Origin of the sequence: Bacillus sp. FSL K6-1005 (genome assembly GCF_038000225.1) — a bacterium.
In the GTDB taxonomy this organism is placed as follows: domain Bacteria; phylum Bacillota; class Bacilli; order Bacillales; family Bacillaceae; genus Bacillus; species Bacillus mojavensis.
The window spans coordinates 2,778,121-2,795,883 of record NZ_JBBOBP010000001.1 but is presented as its reverse complement, the minus strand read 5'-3'; the positions used below and the strand labels follow the sequence as shown (position 1 = coordinate 2,795,883).

Genomic DNA, 17,763 nt, shown 5'->3' with positions numbered 1-17,763 from the left:
CTAAATAGCGGGGAGAGCAAATTAATGAATCTTCATGAACAAATAAGAGAATATATTGAACAAAATCTGGTAGTTTTTGATGATGAAATCGAGTTATCAAATGATGACCACATCTTTGAAATGGGGTTTGTGAATTCTTTATTTGCGATGAAGCTTGTGACATTTCTGGAGCAAAATTTTAGGTTTCAGCTTGATAACGAAGATTTAGATATTGCGAACTTCAGCACTGTAAATCGGATCGTCAGTCTGATTGAAAAGAAACAGTCGGGAGCCGTTGCAAATGAAAACAGCTGAGAAAAAAGCCGACATCATTCAAGAATTCCGGGTTTACTGCAACGAAAAAATTAGACCGTTTGCGGGAGAATTTGATGAGAAGGAGTGCATCCCGGAAGAATTGATAAAAGATTTAGGGAGCAAATCTTATTTTGCCGCGGGTATTCCGGAAACCTATCACGGTTTGGGATTGAACCCAATTGAGTACGGTTTGTTTACTGAACAAGCAGGTAAAGCGTGCTGTAATATTCGAACCCTGCTGACTGTGAATTCGTTAGTCGGTGAATCTCTACTGCGGTACGGCACAGAACGCCAAAAAGAAGAATGGCTTGTACCAATCGGAAAAGGAGAGAAGATCGGAGCGTTTGCATTGTCTGAACCGAACATTGGTTCAGACGCGAACCACATTGAAACATCGTATACAAAAAGCGGCAGCCGCTATATCATCCACGGCAGAAAAAAATGGATTTCCTTTGGTGCCATTGCTGACTTTTTTCTCGTTATCGCCCGTGATGGAGAAGAAGTGACCGCCTTTATTGTAGACAGCCGTCAGAGCGGAGTAACGGTAAAAAAAATGGAAGGCATGATGGCCAATAGAGCTTCTTATCTTGCAGAAATAGAGTTTGACGGCGTCGAGGTTTCTGATGAACAAATATTAGGACCAGCAGGAGGCGGTTTTAATTATATCGTTAACTTGGCTTTGGATCACGGTAGATACAGTGTTGCATGGGCCGGCTTGGCGATTGCACAGGAAGCCGTTGATTCGTTAGTCACGTACTCGCGAAAGAGAACCCAATTCGGAGAGAAGCTCTACAAACATCAAATGATTAAAGGCATGATCGGTGATGCTGTAACGCAGTTGCATGCAGCACGCGCTTTATGTATGAAAGCCGGCGAAATGAGGATGAAACAAGATCCAGAGGCCGTGACGGAAACGTCTATCGCAAAATATTTCACTTCAAAGATCGCTGTTGACGTTACCAACTCGAACGTGCAGATCCACGGGGGAAGAGGCTTCAGCAAAGACCATTCAGCTGCCCGGCTGTACAGAGAAGCCAAAGTATTGGAGATCATTGAAGGAACATCTCAAATTCAACAGCAGGTGATCGCGAATTATGGATTGAGACGATATTTTGTTAAACATATATAGGCGGGATGGAGAGGATTCTGTGAGTGAGCAAATGAAAAAAATAGATAAAAAAAATATAGCCAACATACTCGGGCTGACAGCCATTCAGGAAGGGATGCTTTTTCACCATTTAATGGAGCCGGAAGGAAACGCCTATTTTGAACAAATGCTCATAAAAATGGAAAGCGAACCGGAGCATACTCTTTTTGAAAAGGCATGGCAGCAAACGGTTCAGCAAAATGAAATGCTTCGGACGGTGTTCAGATGGAAGGAAACATCGAAGCCGATTCAAATTGTATTAAAGCATCATAAAATAGATATTCGGTACCAGAACCTCCTATTCAAGCAAGGTATTTCCCAAGAGAAGCTGAAGGAGGAGCTTGCGGCGCATGACCGAAAAGAGCCGTTTCAGCTTCAAGAAGTGCCATTCCGCGTCACGTTGTATCAAACAGGAGAGGATTCCAGTTGGATGATGATCAGCTTTCATCATATCTTGATGGATGGCTGGAGCATGGGAATTGTCCTCAAAGAGTGGCTGGAAGCATATCAAGCGTTATCAAAGGGACAGTCACCTGTTATTTCGCAAAAACCATCCTATCAAGCTTTTGTGAAATGGCAGCAGGCACAGCAGCATAAAACGAAAGACAGCCAGGCAGCATTTTGGAAAGAATTATTGAAAGGCTGGGAGCCCGTGCAACTGTTGCCGAATACAGAAAGGCCGGGCAACCGAAACGCCATGTTTTCCAAACACGAGATCAAGCTCCCGGCTTCAGAAGGAAAGGCTCTGCGGGCATTTGCTTCTGAACAGCAAGTTACGCTTGCTTCAATTATATACACTGTATGGGGACTGCTTCTGATGAAGTATTCTGATCAAGAAGAAGTGGTCTTCGGGACAACTGTTTCAGGAAGAAATGCTGATGTGCCGGGGATTCAACAGATGACAGGACTGTTTATCAACACGCTCCCGCTGCGTCTTCGCTTTATGCCTCAATCCACACCTTTAGATGTGATTCAGCTGGCACATGAACAGACTGCTAGGAGAAGTGAATATGAGCATACGCCACTGTCTGATTTAAAAACATATGCGGGGCTGACTGCTGAACAATCATTGTTCGACTCGATTGTTGTAATTGAAAACTATCCGCTTGATCAAATGCTTAAGTCACGCGACCATCCTCTGACAATCGAACAATATGATATGTTCGAACAGACTGAATTTGATTTGACATTGAGTGTACAGGCTTTTGATGAACATATTCATTTCTCATTTATATATCATCCCGATGTCATGTCGGCTGCTCAAATGAATAGGCTGGGGCAGCATTTTATCAATCTGTTATGGGAAGTCATTGAGCATCCGGCGGAAAGATCCATCCATCGCCTCAATATGCTTTCAAAAGATGAAATACATTATCAGCTAGAAGAATTTTGTAACTATAAAGGCATGACCGAAAACGACCAACCAACTGTTATAGATTTGTTTGAGCAGCAGGCGGAAAAGACGCCTGACGCTCTGGCTGTGACGTTTCGCTCAGAAGGCCTGACTTATAATCAATTGAATAAAAAAGTGAATCAGCTCGCCCGCTTTTTAGAAAAGCAGGGTGTCAAACCTGCACAAAGAGTCGGTATTATAACAGAACATTCAATTGAAATGGTGATCGCTTGTCTATCTGTTTTAAAAGCAGGCGGCGCTTATGTTCCGATTGATCCCGATTATCCTGCGGAAAGAATTGAATATCTTCTTCAGGACAGCGGAGTAAAACTGCTGTTAACACAAGATATTGAGGGCCTGGTTTACTCGTACGATGGTATAAAAGTAGATATTACCGACCAAAAGCTTTATCAGGGGAACGACAGCAATCTGGTGAAGCATTACAGCTCGAAGGACATTGCGTATTGTATATATACCTCTGGAACAACAGGCAGGCCAAAAGGGGTGCTTGTTAAGCATCTAGGTCTTGAAAATTATATTTCCTGGGCCGCCGAACAATATGTAAGAGGGGAAAAAAGAGATTTCGCCCTTTATACATCTTTGTCGTTTGATTTAACGGTGACCTCTATCTTTACCCCGCTTGCGACCGGAAACGCAATTATTGTGTATCAGGATAAAAACAAGCAGCTTCTTGTGGAGCAGATTTTGAAGGATAATCGCGCCCACGTCATGAAATTGACCCCTTCCCATCTGCATTTCATTTCCGAGCTGCCGTTTCAAAACAGTGCGATGAAATGCCTGATACTGGGGGGAGAGCAATTAGAAACGTCCTTGGCTGCAAAAATTGAAGAAAACTTCAATGGACAAATTGAGATCTTTAATGAATACGGTCCAACGGAAACGGTGGTGGGCTGCATGATTCACCGTTACACCTCTGTTCGGGATAAAGATCTATATGTGCCGATTGGACGTCCTGCCGCACACACCGATATATACATTCTTGATTCAAACTTGAATCTGCTGCCGCAAGGGGCGGAAGGCGAATTATATATCGGTGGAAAAGGAGTAGCAGCAGGCTACTTGGGGCGGGAGGAACTGACTGCTGAGCGCTTTGTGGTACATCCCTTTAAACCGGGTGAAACCTTATATAAAACAGGAGATGCCGCCCGTTTTTTGCCGGATGGAACGATTCAGTTCTTAGGCAGAAACGATGACCAGATCAAGCTTAGGGGGTATCGGATTGAGAGCGGTGAAATTGAGCACTGGCTTTGCCGGTACGGACGGGTAAAAGCGGCATCGGCCGTTGTAAAAAAGGACGCGTCCCAGACACCGTGCCTGGCTGCCTATCTTTTTACTGACGAGACGATTGATGAAAAACAGCTGCGCGCTTTCTTACGCCAGCATTTACCTGAATATATGATTCCATCTCACTTTATTGTGATGAGTGAGATGCCGCTTACAGCAAACGGAAAACTGGATAAAAAAGCATTGCCTGAACTTACAAAAGAGACAGAACGGAAGGCGATTGCGCCATCATCTGCTTCTGAAACAGAAAAGATGGTACTGGAGATTTGGCGGCATGTGCTTGGTAAAGACAGTATCAATATACAGGACAAGTTTTTTGAAATTGGCGGCACTTCTCTGCATCTGATTCAGGTCAATCAGCAGCTTTCTAAGAAAACGGGAAGAAGTATTCCGATGGTTGAGATGTTCCGGCGTCCTACAGTTCAGTCTCTTGCAGATTTTTTGTCAGCTCCTGATGAAAAGCAGCGAGAAAACAAAACACCAATAATATCAAAGAAAAGTGCTCCATCAGATGAAAGCATCGCCATCATCGGCATGGCCGGCCGTTTTCCTGGAGCCGAAAACATAGATGAGTTTTGGCGCAACCTGCAAAACGGCAAGGAATCCATCTCCTTTTTCAGTGATGAAGAACTGCTTGCGGCAGGCATTGATGAACAAACATTTACCAGAACTGATTATGTAAGAGCGAAAGGAATCATTGAAGGCCCCGATTTATTTGATGCATCTTTCTTCGGCTATTCACCGGGACAGGCGGAGGTTATGGACCCGCAAATCCGCCTTCTTCATGAATACGCGTGGAAGACGCTGGAGGATGCAGGCTGTGTTTCCGCTGATTATGAAGGGAAAATTGGTTTGTTTACAGGGACAACTTCAAATTTTCAATGGCTTCAGCATTTCGCAGATTCACTGGATGGCCAGATGTCAGAGCTATTTGAAATTGGTTCTTTAAATGATACCTATACGATCAGCACAAGGGTTGCTCATAAGCTCAATTTAAAAGGTCCTGCTATCACGCTTCAGACAGCATGCTCAACTTCCTTGGTTGCGCTGCATTTGGCCTGCAAGTCTGTGCTGAATGGTGAATCAGATGTTGCGCTGGCAGGAGGTGTGTCTATTCTTCATCCGGTTACTTCCGGATATATCTACCAAGAGAATATGGTGAAATCGCCGGATGGCCATTGTCGCGCCTTTGATAAAGACGCCAAAGGCACCGTAGGCGGCGATGGCGTCGGATTTGTCGCAGTGAAATCATTGAGCCGCGCTTTAGCCGAGGGGGACCGCATTTATGCGGTGGTAAAAGGATCTGCGGTCAACAATGACGGTGATCAAAAGGTAGGATTCAATGCACCGAGTGTGGAAGGCCAGACACAGGTGATAAGAGATGCGATTGCTGACGCTGGCATTGAGCCGGAAACGATCAGTTATATAGAAACCCACGGGACGGGAACAGCTCTCGGAGACCCAATTGAAATTGAAGCTTTGACTAAAGCATTTCAAACGAATAAGACAGCCTTTTGCCGGATTGGATCGGTAAAAACAAATATAGGCCATCTTGATGCGGCAGCCGGTGCAGCGGGTCTCATCAAAACAGTTCTGTCTCTAAAGCATCATCAACTTGTTCCGAGCCTTCATTTTAAAGAGGCTAATCCGAATATTAATTTTAAAAACAGTCCTTTCCTGGTGAATGACAAGCTCCAAATGTGGGAGAAGGCAAATACCCCAAGACGCGCCGGAGTGAGTTCGTTTGGTATGGGAGGCACCAACGCCCATGTGATTTTGGAAGAAGCGCCTGTCAGTGAACGTGAAGAACATCCGCGTGCATATCAGCTGTTTCCTCTTTCGGCCAAAACGATGAATGCTCTTGAAAAAACAAAAGACCATCTGCTCGAGCAGATGGAAAGGAATCCGGAGCTTAATGCCGCTGACGCCGCTTATACGCTGCAGGCCGGAAGACAGCACTTTGATTATCGGCAAATGTTTGTGGCAAAGGACAGACATGATGTCATCCGTTTGCTTTCTGAGAAGAAGGACAGGGGACTCAGCCGAATGTCACGGATTCAGGAAAAGCAGGATAAAAAATTAATCTTTATGTTTACAGGGCAGGGCAGTCAATATGTCAACATGGGCCGGGATCTGTACAGGGAGGAGCCGTTTTTCAAAGAAACGATGGATCGCTGTTTTCATGAATTTTATGAAACGACCGGAGAAAGGCTTGAAGATTTTCTTTATCCCGATCAGGAGCATGAAGACTCTGCCGTGAAAAAACTTCAAGAGACGAAGTATGCCCAGCCGGCTATTTTTGCGCTGGAATATGCGCTGTCACTTCTGCTTATGAAGTGGGGACTCCGTCCATGGGCAATGATTGGCTACAGCTTCGGTGAACTAACTGCTGCCGCAGTATCCGGAGTATTTACACTAAGTGATGCCATCAAGCTGATCAGCTTACGGGGACATGTGATGCAAGAGGCGCCTGCAGGCACAATGCTGAGTGTGCCACTGCCGGAGGAAGAACTGAAGGCCATTCTGCCTGATCATATTTCATTGGCTGTTGTGAATGACGCTTCCTGCATTGTGTCGGGGCTTGAGCAAGACATTGCTGTATTTGAAGAACAATTGAAAGCCAAAAAAGTGCTTTGCATGAGAGTAAAAGGATCAATAGCTGCTCATTCGCAGGTTATGAAATCCGCTGCTGAACGATTTGGGCAAACGGCTAAGCACATTGCTTACGAAAAGCCTGGTATACCTTTCTTTTCGAACTTAACCGGGGATTGGATTGCGGATGAGGAAGCAGCGGATTATGAATATTGGAAGAGGCACATGACTGAGACCGTGCGCTTTGCCGAAGGAATTGCCGTGTTATCGAAGCAGGAAAATGCCATCTTTATCGAAATCGGCCCGGGGCAGGATTTAAGTGTGCTGGTAAAAAGATCGATTAAGGATGAGCTCCGTCAGCATGCTTGCAATGTGCTGAAGAACAGCAAGCAGAGTATGTCGGATGTTCAGTTTTTACTCAGCAGAATCGGAACGATGTGGATGTATGGCGCGGACATTGAGTGGCACAGTCTTCACGAGGGCCGAAATCCTCGGAAGATCTCTATGCCTCACTATCCTTTTGAAAAGGAATCGTATTGGTATAAACGGAGTCATATCGCCGCTCAGAAAGGCAAACAGCATTCAGGGGGCAAGCTTCCGCTTCAGGAGTGGTTCTATCTGCCGCAATGGGAGAAAGAAATCCTGGCAATTTCTCCCGAGATCGAAGCGGTGGAAGAAACTTTGCTAGTTTTTATGGAGGACAGTGATTTTTGCCATAAGCTTATTCGCGATCTCCAATCATCCTATGACTCTTGTGTCATCATTCAAAAAGGGCATCAATACCAGCAGGTTGGAAAAGGCGTTTACACGCTTCGCCCTGATTCAGCGGAAGATTACAGCCGTCTCTTTGAAGCGTTTGAGAAGGATAACATCCGATACAGCCGGATTTTGCATCTTTGGGGGCTTGCGGAGAAGGATGAATCCGCAGACACTTCCGAGTGGAATGAGCAAATGCAAACTTATTCCTATTATTCCCTGCTTTACTTGGGCCAGGCATTGAAAAAGAAAGGAACAGAGCAGGAAATTTCAATCTTTGCACTATCATCTCTTACGTATCAGCTTGGCGGAGAAGATACGCTGTATCCAGAGAAAGCCATACATCTAGGGCCTAGTATGGTCATATCTCAGGAAACACCGTTCCTTCGCTATAGAGTGATTGATATAGACAGTCAGAAAGAGGGATCCTGGAAACAAGACAAGCTGCTCGAGCTCATCAAATCAGAGCTGATGACAGAGTCTGGGAATCTCTTAACGGTTTACAGAAATAACAAGAGATACACCCGGAATTTTATTCGAACAGCCGTGCCTTCTGAATTATCAGGGGGACACCTTCGTCCCGGCGGCGTATACCTGCTGATTGGCGGGCTGGGTTTTATCGGTTTAAATGCAGCAAAAACGATTGCTGAGAAAACCCAAGGAAAACTCATTTTGACGAGCCGTTCAGGCCTTCCGCCACGGAGTGAATGGGAGTCCTTGATTAGCACGTATGCTGAGGATGATCCAACGGTTAAAAAAATAAAGTCGGTATATGAGATAGAAGAAGCAGGTGCAGAAGTGACCGTGGCTGCTGTGGATGCAAGCTGTGAAGCCGATATGACTGAATTGGTTCAAATGGCCGAGCGTAAGTATGGTTCGATCCATGGTGTCATCTATGCGGCTGGTGTAACGGGCGAACGGTCATTCAGGATGATGGAACAAACGGATAAAAGTTTCTCAAATGCTCATTTTCAAGCAAAAATGACGGGTGTTGCAGTTTTGGAAAAAGCTCTGGCACATCGTCCGCTTGATTTCTGTTTTTTGATTTCATCTTTATCGCCGATATTGGGAGGACTTGGATTTACCGCCTATACTGCAGTAAACCAGTTTGTCGATGCCTTTGTATATGATCATAATTCACGGCATCCGGTTCAGTGGACAGCTCTAAATTTGGACGGCTGGGAATTTGAAGACGGCAAAAAGCCGGATATACCTATTGGAGGGGATTTAGAGAATACGCTGATCCGCGCACAAGAAGGTCGAGAGGTCTTCGAAAGAATTTTCACGTTTGAGCACACGGATCAGATTGTGGTGTCTGCCACGGATCTGCAGGAAAGGATACAAAAATATGTAAATCGTCTGCAGCAGCCTAACGGTGAAGAGCAAGAGGACGTTTCGCTGTACGGCCGGCCAGAACTTACCGCTGAATATGCTGAGCCGGTGACTGATATCGAGAAAAAACTTCTTGTTCATTGGCAGTCGTTTTTCAAGATTGATCAAATCGGCATAGACGATGATTTCTTTGAAATGGGCGGGGATTCGTTAAAAGCGATTACTTTCATTTCTGTTATTCATCAAGCGTTTCATGTCGAAATTGCACTGCCGGATTTCTTTAAGATTCCGACGATTAGGCAAATGGCCGATTTTATCAGCCGAGCCGAAAAGAAAATGTACAAAAAGATAGAAAAAGCTGCAAAACGGGGTTATTATTCCCTGTCTTCAGCGCAAAAGCGGCTTTATCTAGTTCAGCAGTTTGATAAAACAAGTACTGGCTACAATGAGTTCACAGCGGGCCGGATTGCAGGAAAGCTTGAGATGAAAAAGCTTGAGCATGCATTCAGGCAATTGATCTTGCGGCACGAGAGTTTAAGAACATCCTTTGAAGCGGTAGACGGCGTTCCAATGCAGTGCATAGCTGAGCATGCGGAATTCCATGCAGACTTTTTTGACTTATCACATACGGCAGATGAGGAAGTGCGGAAGCAAAAAGAACAAGAAGTCATCAGCGGCTTCTTAAAGCCGTTCCAGCTTGATCAGGCTCCGCTTATGAGAGCGGGGGTTATTAAGAATAACGATAATGAGTATATTCTGATGCTTGATATGCACCATATTATTTCTGACGGTTTATCTCAGGATATCTTAGTCAGCGAGTTTATGGATCTGTATGACGGTAAGGAGCTTGCGCCGCTGGAGCTGCAGTATAAAGATTTCTCAGAATGGCAGAATCAGATGCTTCAGTCTGATGATTTGAATGAAGTGAAAACATATTGGCTGAAGCGGCTTGACGGTTTTCGTGAGCTTCAGCTGCCGGCTGATTATCAAAGACCTGATGTTAAAAGCTTTGCAGGCGCTCATTACCGATTTCATATCAGCGGAGAAGAGCTTGAGGCGTTTAAAGCGATAATGGCTGATGAAGACGCCACGCTGTTTATGGGACTTTTAGCAATCTATCAAGTCCTGCTGCACAAGCTCACCGGACAGTCTGACATTGTGGTAGGAGTTCCTGTTGCAGGGAGAAGGCAGGAGGAACTGCAGCGGATCATCGGTATATTTGTAAATATGCTGCCGCTTCGGTTTTATCCCGAAAAAGAAATGACGTTCACTCAATTCCTGCAACATGTCAAGCAGCTGGTCATTGATGATTTTGACCATCAGGATTATCAGTATGAACATATGGTTCAAGACTTGAAGTTAGATAGGAAGCTAAACCGGAATCACATTTTTGATACCGTTTTTGCCCTCCAGAATTTAAGTCAGCCTGCTTTAGAGGTAGATGGGATCACATTGACCGATTATGAGTATGAAACAGCGGTCTCTCGCTTTGACTTGCTGTGGATCGCATCAGAAGACAAAAACGGTTTATCTTCTGTCATTGAATACAGCACCGAACTGTTTACAAGAGAAACCATCGAAAGCATTGCGAAAGGGATTAAAGAGGTGCTGTCAGCCGTAAGCGCGTGTAAGCAAACCGCTCTCAGAGATATAGAACTGGCTTCAGGCATCAATGATTTAGAAGAAGTATCGTTGCTGGAACTAGACGATCTGAAAATCTAGCAGAAATAGGTGAATATAGAATGAATCAAACCGATGTCTTTCAATTGAAAACTGCAGCTCTTGAAAAAGTGAAGGAGCGGCAATATTGGACGGCTGCATTATCTCATATCCCGACGGACTGCCGTTTTCCTTATCATTCACAGCACCTTGACCAAAAAGATGAAGAAGCTTCATTAACTTTCACATTTCCGCCTCAGCTGGAAAAGGCCATCTTAAAGGCAGCCGGAGCATCGGATTTGCGTCTGTTTATCATTTTTATGACTACAGTGGTCACACTGCTGCATCGGTACACCGGAAGGACGGATATCATAACGGCGGCTCCTGTACTGAAGCAGCGGGAAACGCAGCCGATAATCAATGATCTTCTTCCGCTGCTGGTGAAAACAGATCCTTCTATGAGTTTCAGAGACTGCCTTGAGCGGGTGAAACAGGCTTTTCAACAAGCGCATGCCCATCAAAATTATCCTGTGAAAATCCTGTTGGATGAGCTTCATCCTTTGCATAAAAAGGGGGAGCCCCGCTTCGGGATTTCCCTTGCAGTGGCTGGCCTTCAGCAGCCTGCGTCATTGAAAGAGATGGACACCGATTTATTGATTTCCATCCAGCGTGATGAAGGGATATTGACTGGTAAGGTGAGCTGGAATTTGAAGCATTACACATTTGAAACTGCTGAACGGATAGCGGGACATTTTTGCACGCTGACAGAGCAGGCAATGTCAGCACCAGAGACACTCATCTCTGAGCTGCAATTTCTTTCTCAAGAAGAGAGAGAGCAAATCACCACCGCTTTTAATCAAACAGATCAGCCATATCCGAAAAATAAATCTATTGTCGACCTTTTCAAAGAACAGGCCGATCGCAAGCCGGATCAGCCTGCGATTGTTTATGAAGATGTCAGCTTCACATACCGTGAGGCAGATGAATTGTCAGACCGAATCGCGGCTTTTTTGATAAAAGAAGGTGTTCGCCATGAGGAGCCTGTGGGGCTGATGGTCGATCGCTCGGCTGAAATGGTGATTGGCATATTGGGCATTTTGAAAGCTGGCTGTCCCTATCTGCCTCTAGATGTAAATCTTCCGTCTGAGCGGATGGAATATATGCTGAAAAACAGCGGTTCGCTTTTAGTGATCACGAATGAAGACACTGCCAATTCTGCTGACCGGCAAAACAGATTGTTTATAGAGGAGATGCTGAAATTCGATCAGGCAGCGGAGCAGGAGCGTCAGCCGTTTCCTGAAGACCTCGCTTATGTGCTGTATACATCCGGGACAACTGGCAAACCGAAAGGCGTGATGGTTGAGCACCGTCAAGTCGTCAATTTGGTGTCTGGCCTGGACGGCATTCATTTTCAGCCGCTTTCACAAGTGCACCTCCGCATAGGAATGCTTGCGTCACATATTTTTGATGCTTCGGTGCAAACGCTGTTTCCCGCGCTGCTTCTCGGGCACACCTTATATATTGCACCGGATCATGCGAGGATGGATGGGAAAGGGCTGTGGTCATTTTATGAAGAGAATCACATTCATATTTCAGACGCAACGCCATCCCATTTACGCCTTATGATCAAAGCGGCTGATGAAAATGAGCCGCATCACGTTGAAGAGCTGAAGTTAATATTGGCAGGTGGTGAAGTCCTTCCGCCCCAATTGGTTCAGCAATTTTTACAAACGTTTCGAGCTGACAAGCCAGTGATGACAAATAATTACGGACCGACGGAATGCGCGGTACAGTCAGCCGCTTTTATCATTCCCGAGTCTTGGAAGGAAGCAGCTGTGCCGATCGGCAGGCCGATGCCGAATGAGCAGATTTTTATTTTAGATCACTGCGGCCAGCCTGTGCCGATCGGCGTGTACGGAGAATTATGCATTGCAGGCGACGGGGTGGCTAGAGGATATATCAACCAGCCTGAGCTGACGGCTAAAAAGTTTACAGTACCGCAATATATTCCTGCCAGCAAGCTTTATCGTACCGGTGACTTAGCGAGATGGCGTTCTGACGGATTGATCGAATTTTTCGGCAGATACGATGATCAAGTGAAAATCAGAGGATTCAGAGTGGAACTTGATGAGATTAGGCAGACACTGCTAGATTACCGCGAGTCCGGACAAATCATTCATGATGCTGTGGTCATTCCAGTTCGGAAGGAATCAAATGATCAGTTTCTTGTGGCGTATCTGATTTCCGATCAAAAGCTGAAAACTCGAAAAATGAGAGGGTTTTTAGCATCAAAGCTGCCCGGTTATATGATCCCGAGACGGTTCATTCGGGTGGAATCATTTCCGATGAACCTGTCGGGAAAGCTCGATCTTCAGGCGCTCCCTGATCCAACGGAAGAGCCTGAATCGCTCGAGAAAGTCATAAAACCGCACAATGAAACCGAGAAAAAATTAGTTTCAATTTTTGCCGAGATTTTGAATATCCCTGAATCTGATATCAGCATGGAGGATAACTTTTTTGATATCGGCGGAAACTCATTTCATATCGTTGAACTATCGAACAAAATGAAAGAGCAGTTCGGGCAGGAGTTATCAGTTATTCAACTGTTCCAATACACTTCCGTATCGGCAATAGCAGCCCAGCTCAGCCGGCAAGTGGAGCCTGAGAATTCTGCAGCAGATGCTGAGGGGGCGGAAGAGGCAGCGGAAGATTTAGAAAATGTCGTACAACTGTTAGGCGGGAACTCTGATGAGTAAAACAACAGGCTTAGAAATAGCTATTATTGGAATGGCGTGCCGTTTCCCAGGTGCCAGAAATATTGAGGAGTTTTGGGAGAACCTCAAAACAGGCACGGAGTCGATTACGTTTTTCTCAAAAGAAGAACTGATGGAAGCTGGTGTTCCTGAAGAACAACTGGACCATAAGGATTACGTCAGAGCCAAAGGAAAAGTGGACAGGCATGACCATTTCGATGCGGCGTTTTTCGGCTACTCGCAGCGGGAGGCTGAGGTGATGGACCCGCAAGTGCGAATGTTTCATGAAGTCGCATGGGAATCGCTTGAAAACGCGGGCTACAATCCGGAAAACTATTCGCAGCCTATCGGCTTATTCGGCGCGGCTTCTGCAAATTTGTACTGGCAGGCAAGCTCAATGCTGTTGAGAAGCAGCAGTTCTTCTGAGCAGTTTGCAGCAGTCCAGTTGACGGATAAGGATTTTATGAATACGCAAGTTTCCTACAAATTAAATTTAAAAGGACCGAGCATCGCAGTGGATACAGCCTGTTCTTCCTCTCTCACCGCTGTGCATCTCGCATCCAGGGCTTTGCTTACTGGCGACTGTAAAATGGCGCTCGCCGGCGGAGTGACGGTGACTTGTCCCCACAAAAAAGGCTATATGTATCAAGAAGGGATGATTATGTCGCCGGACGGCCACTGCCGTACCTTTGACGCAGAAGCAAAAGGGACGGTCGGCGGTGAAGGCTGCGGTGTCGTCGTGTTGAAAACCTTAAAGCAGGCGCTGAAGGATCAAGATCATATTTACGCTGTCATTAAAGGATCAGCCTATAATAATGACGGCAGCCGGAAAGTTGGCTTTACCGCCCCGAGTATCGAAGGGCAGGCGGATGTCATTAAAAAAGCGCTGAATATCAGCCGAGTAGAGCCTGAAAGCATTTCTTATATCGAAGCACACGGCACGGGCACCTCTCTTGGGGACCCTGTTGAAATAGAGGCGCTCAAACAAGCGTTTCAAACCGATAAAAAACAGTACTGCGCAATAGGGTCAGTTAAAACAAATATCGGTCACTTGGATTCAGCCGCTGGAATTGCGGGGTTGATTAAAACGGCGCTTAGTCTCAAAGCGAGAACCCTGCCGCCAAGCCTTCATTATCAAAAGCCAAATCCGAAAATTGATTTTGAAAACAGCCCTTTTTATGTCAGCGCATCAGCAAAAAAATGGACAACATCTGCCCAGGTACTCCGGGCGGGGGTCAGTTCCTTCGGTATCGGCGGCACGAATGTTCATGTCGTTATGGAGGAGCCGCCGCTAAAGGAACGATGTTATAAAGATCAGGAAGAGTCACTCATGCTTGTATCTGCCCGATCTCAAAAAGCCGCGGTGAAGGCTGTCGATCAGGTGAAGCAATTTATAAAAGAGAACAAAGAGGTGCCCCTTCAGGACATTTCATACACACTGCAGGAGGGCCGCCAGCATTTTCAGTACCGCCAGGCTTTTACGGCAGGTCCTTTAGGGATAACAAGCGGAATGTCAAAGCCTTCTCTGGCGCTGGAGAAGCCGGCTGTCGTTTTTATGTTTTCCGGACAAGGCTCCCAATATGTCAATATGGGGAAACAGCTGTTTGATACGGAGCATATATTTTATGAGGAGTTGCAACGCTGTTTTACCATTCTCCAATCAGAGGAAGGAATCAATATAAGCAGCGTGATGTTTCCAGCTGATGAAGCAGAAAGCGCAGAAGCTGAAAGGCTTATCCATCAAACATCGTATACGCAGCCGATTCTGTTTTCTTTTGAATATGCGCTGGCGTCCCTCTTAATCAAAAAGGGGCTTAAGCCGCAGTACATGATCGGCCACAGTATAGGGGAAATAGCGGCAGCCTGCCTGTCCGGCGTTTGTTCATTAGAAGACGCCCTCCATATGGTGGCGGTGAGAGGCCGGCTGATGCAGGATATGCCCGAGGGAGAAATGCTAAGTGTCGCCCTGCCTTGCAGAGAGACAGAGATGGAATTGACGGCGGGAGTTGAGCTGTCGGCTTCAAACAGCTCGGGTTTATCGGTTGTATCGGGGCGAAGAGAGCCGATTAATGCCCTTGCCGCCAGCCTGCAGAAAAAAGGAGTGGCGATTCAGCATTTAAAAACGTCTCATGCGTTCCATTCAAGCATGATGGAGCCGGCGGCATCCCGTTTTGTTGATTGTCTTCAAGATATGGAATTACAAGCAAACGGCATCCCCTTTATTTCGAATGTGACAGGTGATTGGATAAAAGGGGAGCAGGCGGCAGATCCGCATTATTGGGCCTCTCATATTATGAAAAAGGTTGACTTTGATTCAGGGCTGAATACACTGCTGCAAATGGACAACGTTGTATTTGTCGAAATCGGACCGGGGAATACATTAACGCAATTTGTAAGAAAGCATAAGAGCTTCACTGATCGGCATGCCGCTGTAAACATCATCAGGCATCCGAAGGAAGCATCGTCTGACCGGACATATCTGTTAAATAGCATCGGTAAGATTTGGGCGCATGGTACAAGCTTCAGCTGGGAGCATTTTCGCCAAGATGACTCATACGAAAGAGTACCGCTTCCGACGTATCCTTTTGAGCATCAAATATTTCCCGATCCGCAACCGTCTCAAGGCAGTATGGAGGAAAAGATCAAAAAAGAATTAAAACTAAGTGCTACATCGGATGAACAGCAGCTTCCTTTTGATAAATGGTTTTCCATCCCAATCTGGGAAAGAACAGAACCGGCTATCAAGTCAAGAACCCACAAAGGAAAGCAGATACTCATTTTTGAACAAAACAGTAATGTCAGCCAATATCTCTTAAAACAGCAAGCGGAAGCAGTGTCTGTCCTGCCGGGTGATCGCTTTGCAGAAATAGACAGAAACACGTTTACAGTAAATCATCGTGAAACCTCTCATCTGCAAAAACTTCTGGATGAGCTGAAAATAAGGGGATTTGTCCCTGATGAAATCCTCTGCATGTGGATGCAGGATTCTGATCACTGTGATGCGGACATCGCGGAACACACATTAGCCGGTTATCTTCCTCTTCTTGATCTTGTCCGGTTGCTGGCAGAGAGTAATAAAAGAATGAACATCACCGCTGTGACAAATCAGGCGCATGATGTGACGGGAATGGAAGAGCTTCAGCCCCACCAGGCCGCACTCACAGGAGTCTGTCTGACCATTCCTCAAGAGTATAAGCAAATCAGCTGCAAAACCGTCGATCTTTGTCCGAATCCGCGGCACGGTCAATCAGGCTGGGCTGAAATCATTTCTTATGAACTGACTAAAGAAGATGATCAGCCAGTGGTGGCTTATCGAGGAAACAGCAGGTGGATTCGGCGGGCGAAGCAGGCGGTCAAACAAGATGAGATGGATATGACGGACACTCTCAGGTACAAAGGTGTTTATTTCATTACAGGAGGCCTCGGCGGGATCGGATTATCGCTTGCATCATATTTAGCCGAAAAGGTTCAAGCAAAACTGGTGCTACTAAGCCGAACAAGCCTGCAAGATATGGAAGAAGCCGAAAACGGCACGGCTGAATCCAGAAAACTCAAAGCAGTGGCTGAGCTTGAGAAGCTGGGATCTGAGGTGCTGGTATTGCAGGCGGACGTTTCAGACGAGGCAGAGCTTCAAAACGCTTTGCAAAAGGCAGAATACCGGTTCGGGCAAGACATTCATGGTGTTATTCATGCAGCGGGCGTTCCCGATGGTAAAGTGATTCAAGCAAGGACACCAGACGATGAGTGGCATATGGCAAAAGCCAAAATCGCAGGAACTGCTCTGTTAAGAAAAGCATTTAGAGACAAACATCCGGACTTCTTTCTGCTTTGTTCCTCTTTGGTTTCGTTTTTAGGAGCAGGAGGCCAGGTCGGCTATGCAGCAGCAAATGCATTTTTGGACAGTTTTGCACATGCATGCAGAAAAGAAGGCGAAAACATGATAGCGGTCAACTGGGACCGCTGGGAACAAGTAGGGATGTCGCATGAATCGGAAACGGCAGCCATCCTTTCGAAAATAGTGAACACATATGAGCAAAACAAAGGAATCCTGCCGGCTCTAGGCGCAAATGCATTTAGGAAAGCTTTGCAGCTGAACTATCCGCAAGTGCTGATTTCACTGCAGGACGTACACAAACGAATAGAAGACAGCTATGTGAAAAAGGATGGACAAAACGCAGAGCCTGTACTGGCGAAAGAGCGCTTGGACACTCTTGAAGAAAGGCTGATGGATATCTTCAAAGATTATTTTCATTCCGAGACTGATTTAAATATAAATTTCTTTGAATTAGGGGCTTCTTCACTTGATCTTCTTCAAGTAAGCGGCAGGATCAAAGCTGAACTTGGCGTAGATATCCCGGTTGTGATGATGTACAGCCACCCGACGGTTGCAGCGCTAACCCAAGCCGTCAAATCTCAGCAAAGCGGTGATGAATTGCACAAAAAAGGAATAGAGCCAGATCGCCAAAAAGTCATAAATGAAGGGAAAAACCGGCGAAAACAGCGAATGAGACGAAAATAGATGGGAGGCTGAT

The 17,763-nt window shown here is 45.9% G+C and carries 5 protein-coding genes; all 5 read left to right on the top strand.

The features are described 5' to 3' along the window. Positions 1 to 24 precede the first annotated feature (24 nt). Genes NST16_RS14540 through NST16_RS14520 form a run of 5 tightly spaced genes read left to right on the top strand, consistent with a single transcriptional unit; the run spans position 25 to position 17,750 of the window. A complete protein-coding gene (locus NST16_RS14540; protein ID WP_229148756.1) occupies positions 25 to 294 on the top strand; it encodes an acyl carrier protein in 270 nt (89 codons plus the stop codon). Then, complete coding sequence (locus NST16_RS14535; RefSeq protein WP_340887283.1) at positions 281 to 1,423, top strand: acyl-CoA dehydrogenase family protein; 1,143 nt, start codon at positions 281 to 283, stop codon at positions 1,421 to 1,423. Before NST16_RS14540 ends, NST16_RS14535 begins: the two co-directional genes overlap by 14 nt. 19 nt (positions 1,424 to 1,442) lie before the next feature. Continuing rightward, the gene (locus NST16_RS14530; protein ID WP_340887282.1) at positions 1,443 to 10,541 is read left to right on the top strand and encodes a non-ribosomal peptide synthetase/type I polyketide synthase; all 9,099 of its coding nucleotides are present in this window, start codon (positions 1,443 to 1,445) and stop codon (positions 10,539 to 10,541) included. 20 nt (positions 10,542 to 10,561) lie between these two features. Further along, complete coding sequence (locus NST16_RS14525; protein WP_340887280.1) at positions 10,562 to 13,234, top strand: non-ribosomal peptide synthetase; 2,673 nt, start codon at positions 10,562 to 10,564, stop codon at positions 13,232 to 13,234. Beyond that, positions 13,227 to 17,750 (top strand): type I polyketide synthase, encoded by a 4,524-nt coding sequence (locus NST16_RS14520; RefSeq protein ID WP_340887279.1) that lies wholly within the window; start codon positions 13,227 to 13,229, stop codon positions 17,748 to 17,750. Before NST16_RS14525 ends, NST16_RS14520 begins: the two co-directional genes overlap by 8 nt. Positions 17,751 to 17,763 lie beyond the last annotated feature (13 nt).

Excerpts from the sequence above, each read along its gene's own strand:
- NST16_RS14540 (WP_229148756.1), top strand. The coding sequence starts at position 25 with ATGAATCTTCATGAACAAATAAGAGAATATATTGAACAAAATCTGGTA.
- NST16_RS14535 (WP_340887283.1), top strand. The coding sequence starts at position 281 with ATGAAAACAGCTGAGAAAAAAGCCGACATCATTCAAGAATTCCGGGTT.
- NST16_RS14525 (WP_340887280.1), top strand. The coding sequence starts at position 10,562 with ATGAATCAAACCGATGTCTTTCAATTGAAAACTGCAGCTCTTGAAAAA.
- NST16_RS14520 (WP_340887279.1), top strand. The coding sequence starts at position 13,227 with ATGAGTAAAACAACAGGCTTAGAAATAGCTATTATTGGAATGGCGTGC.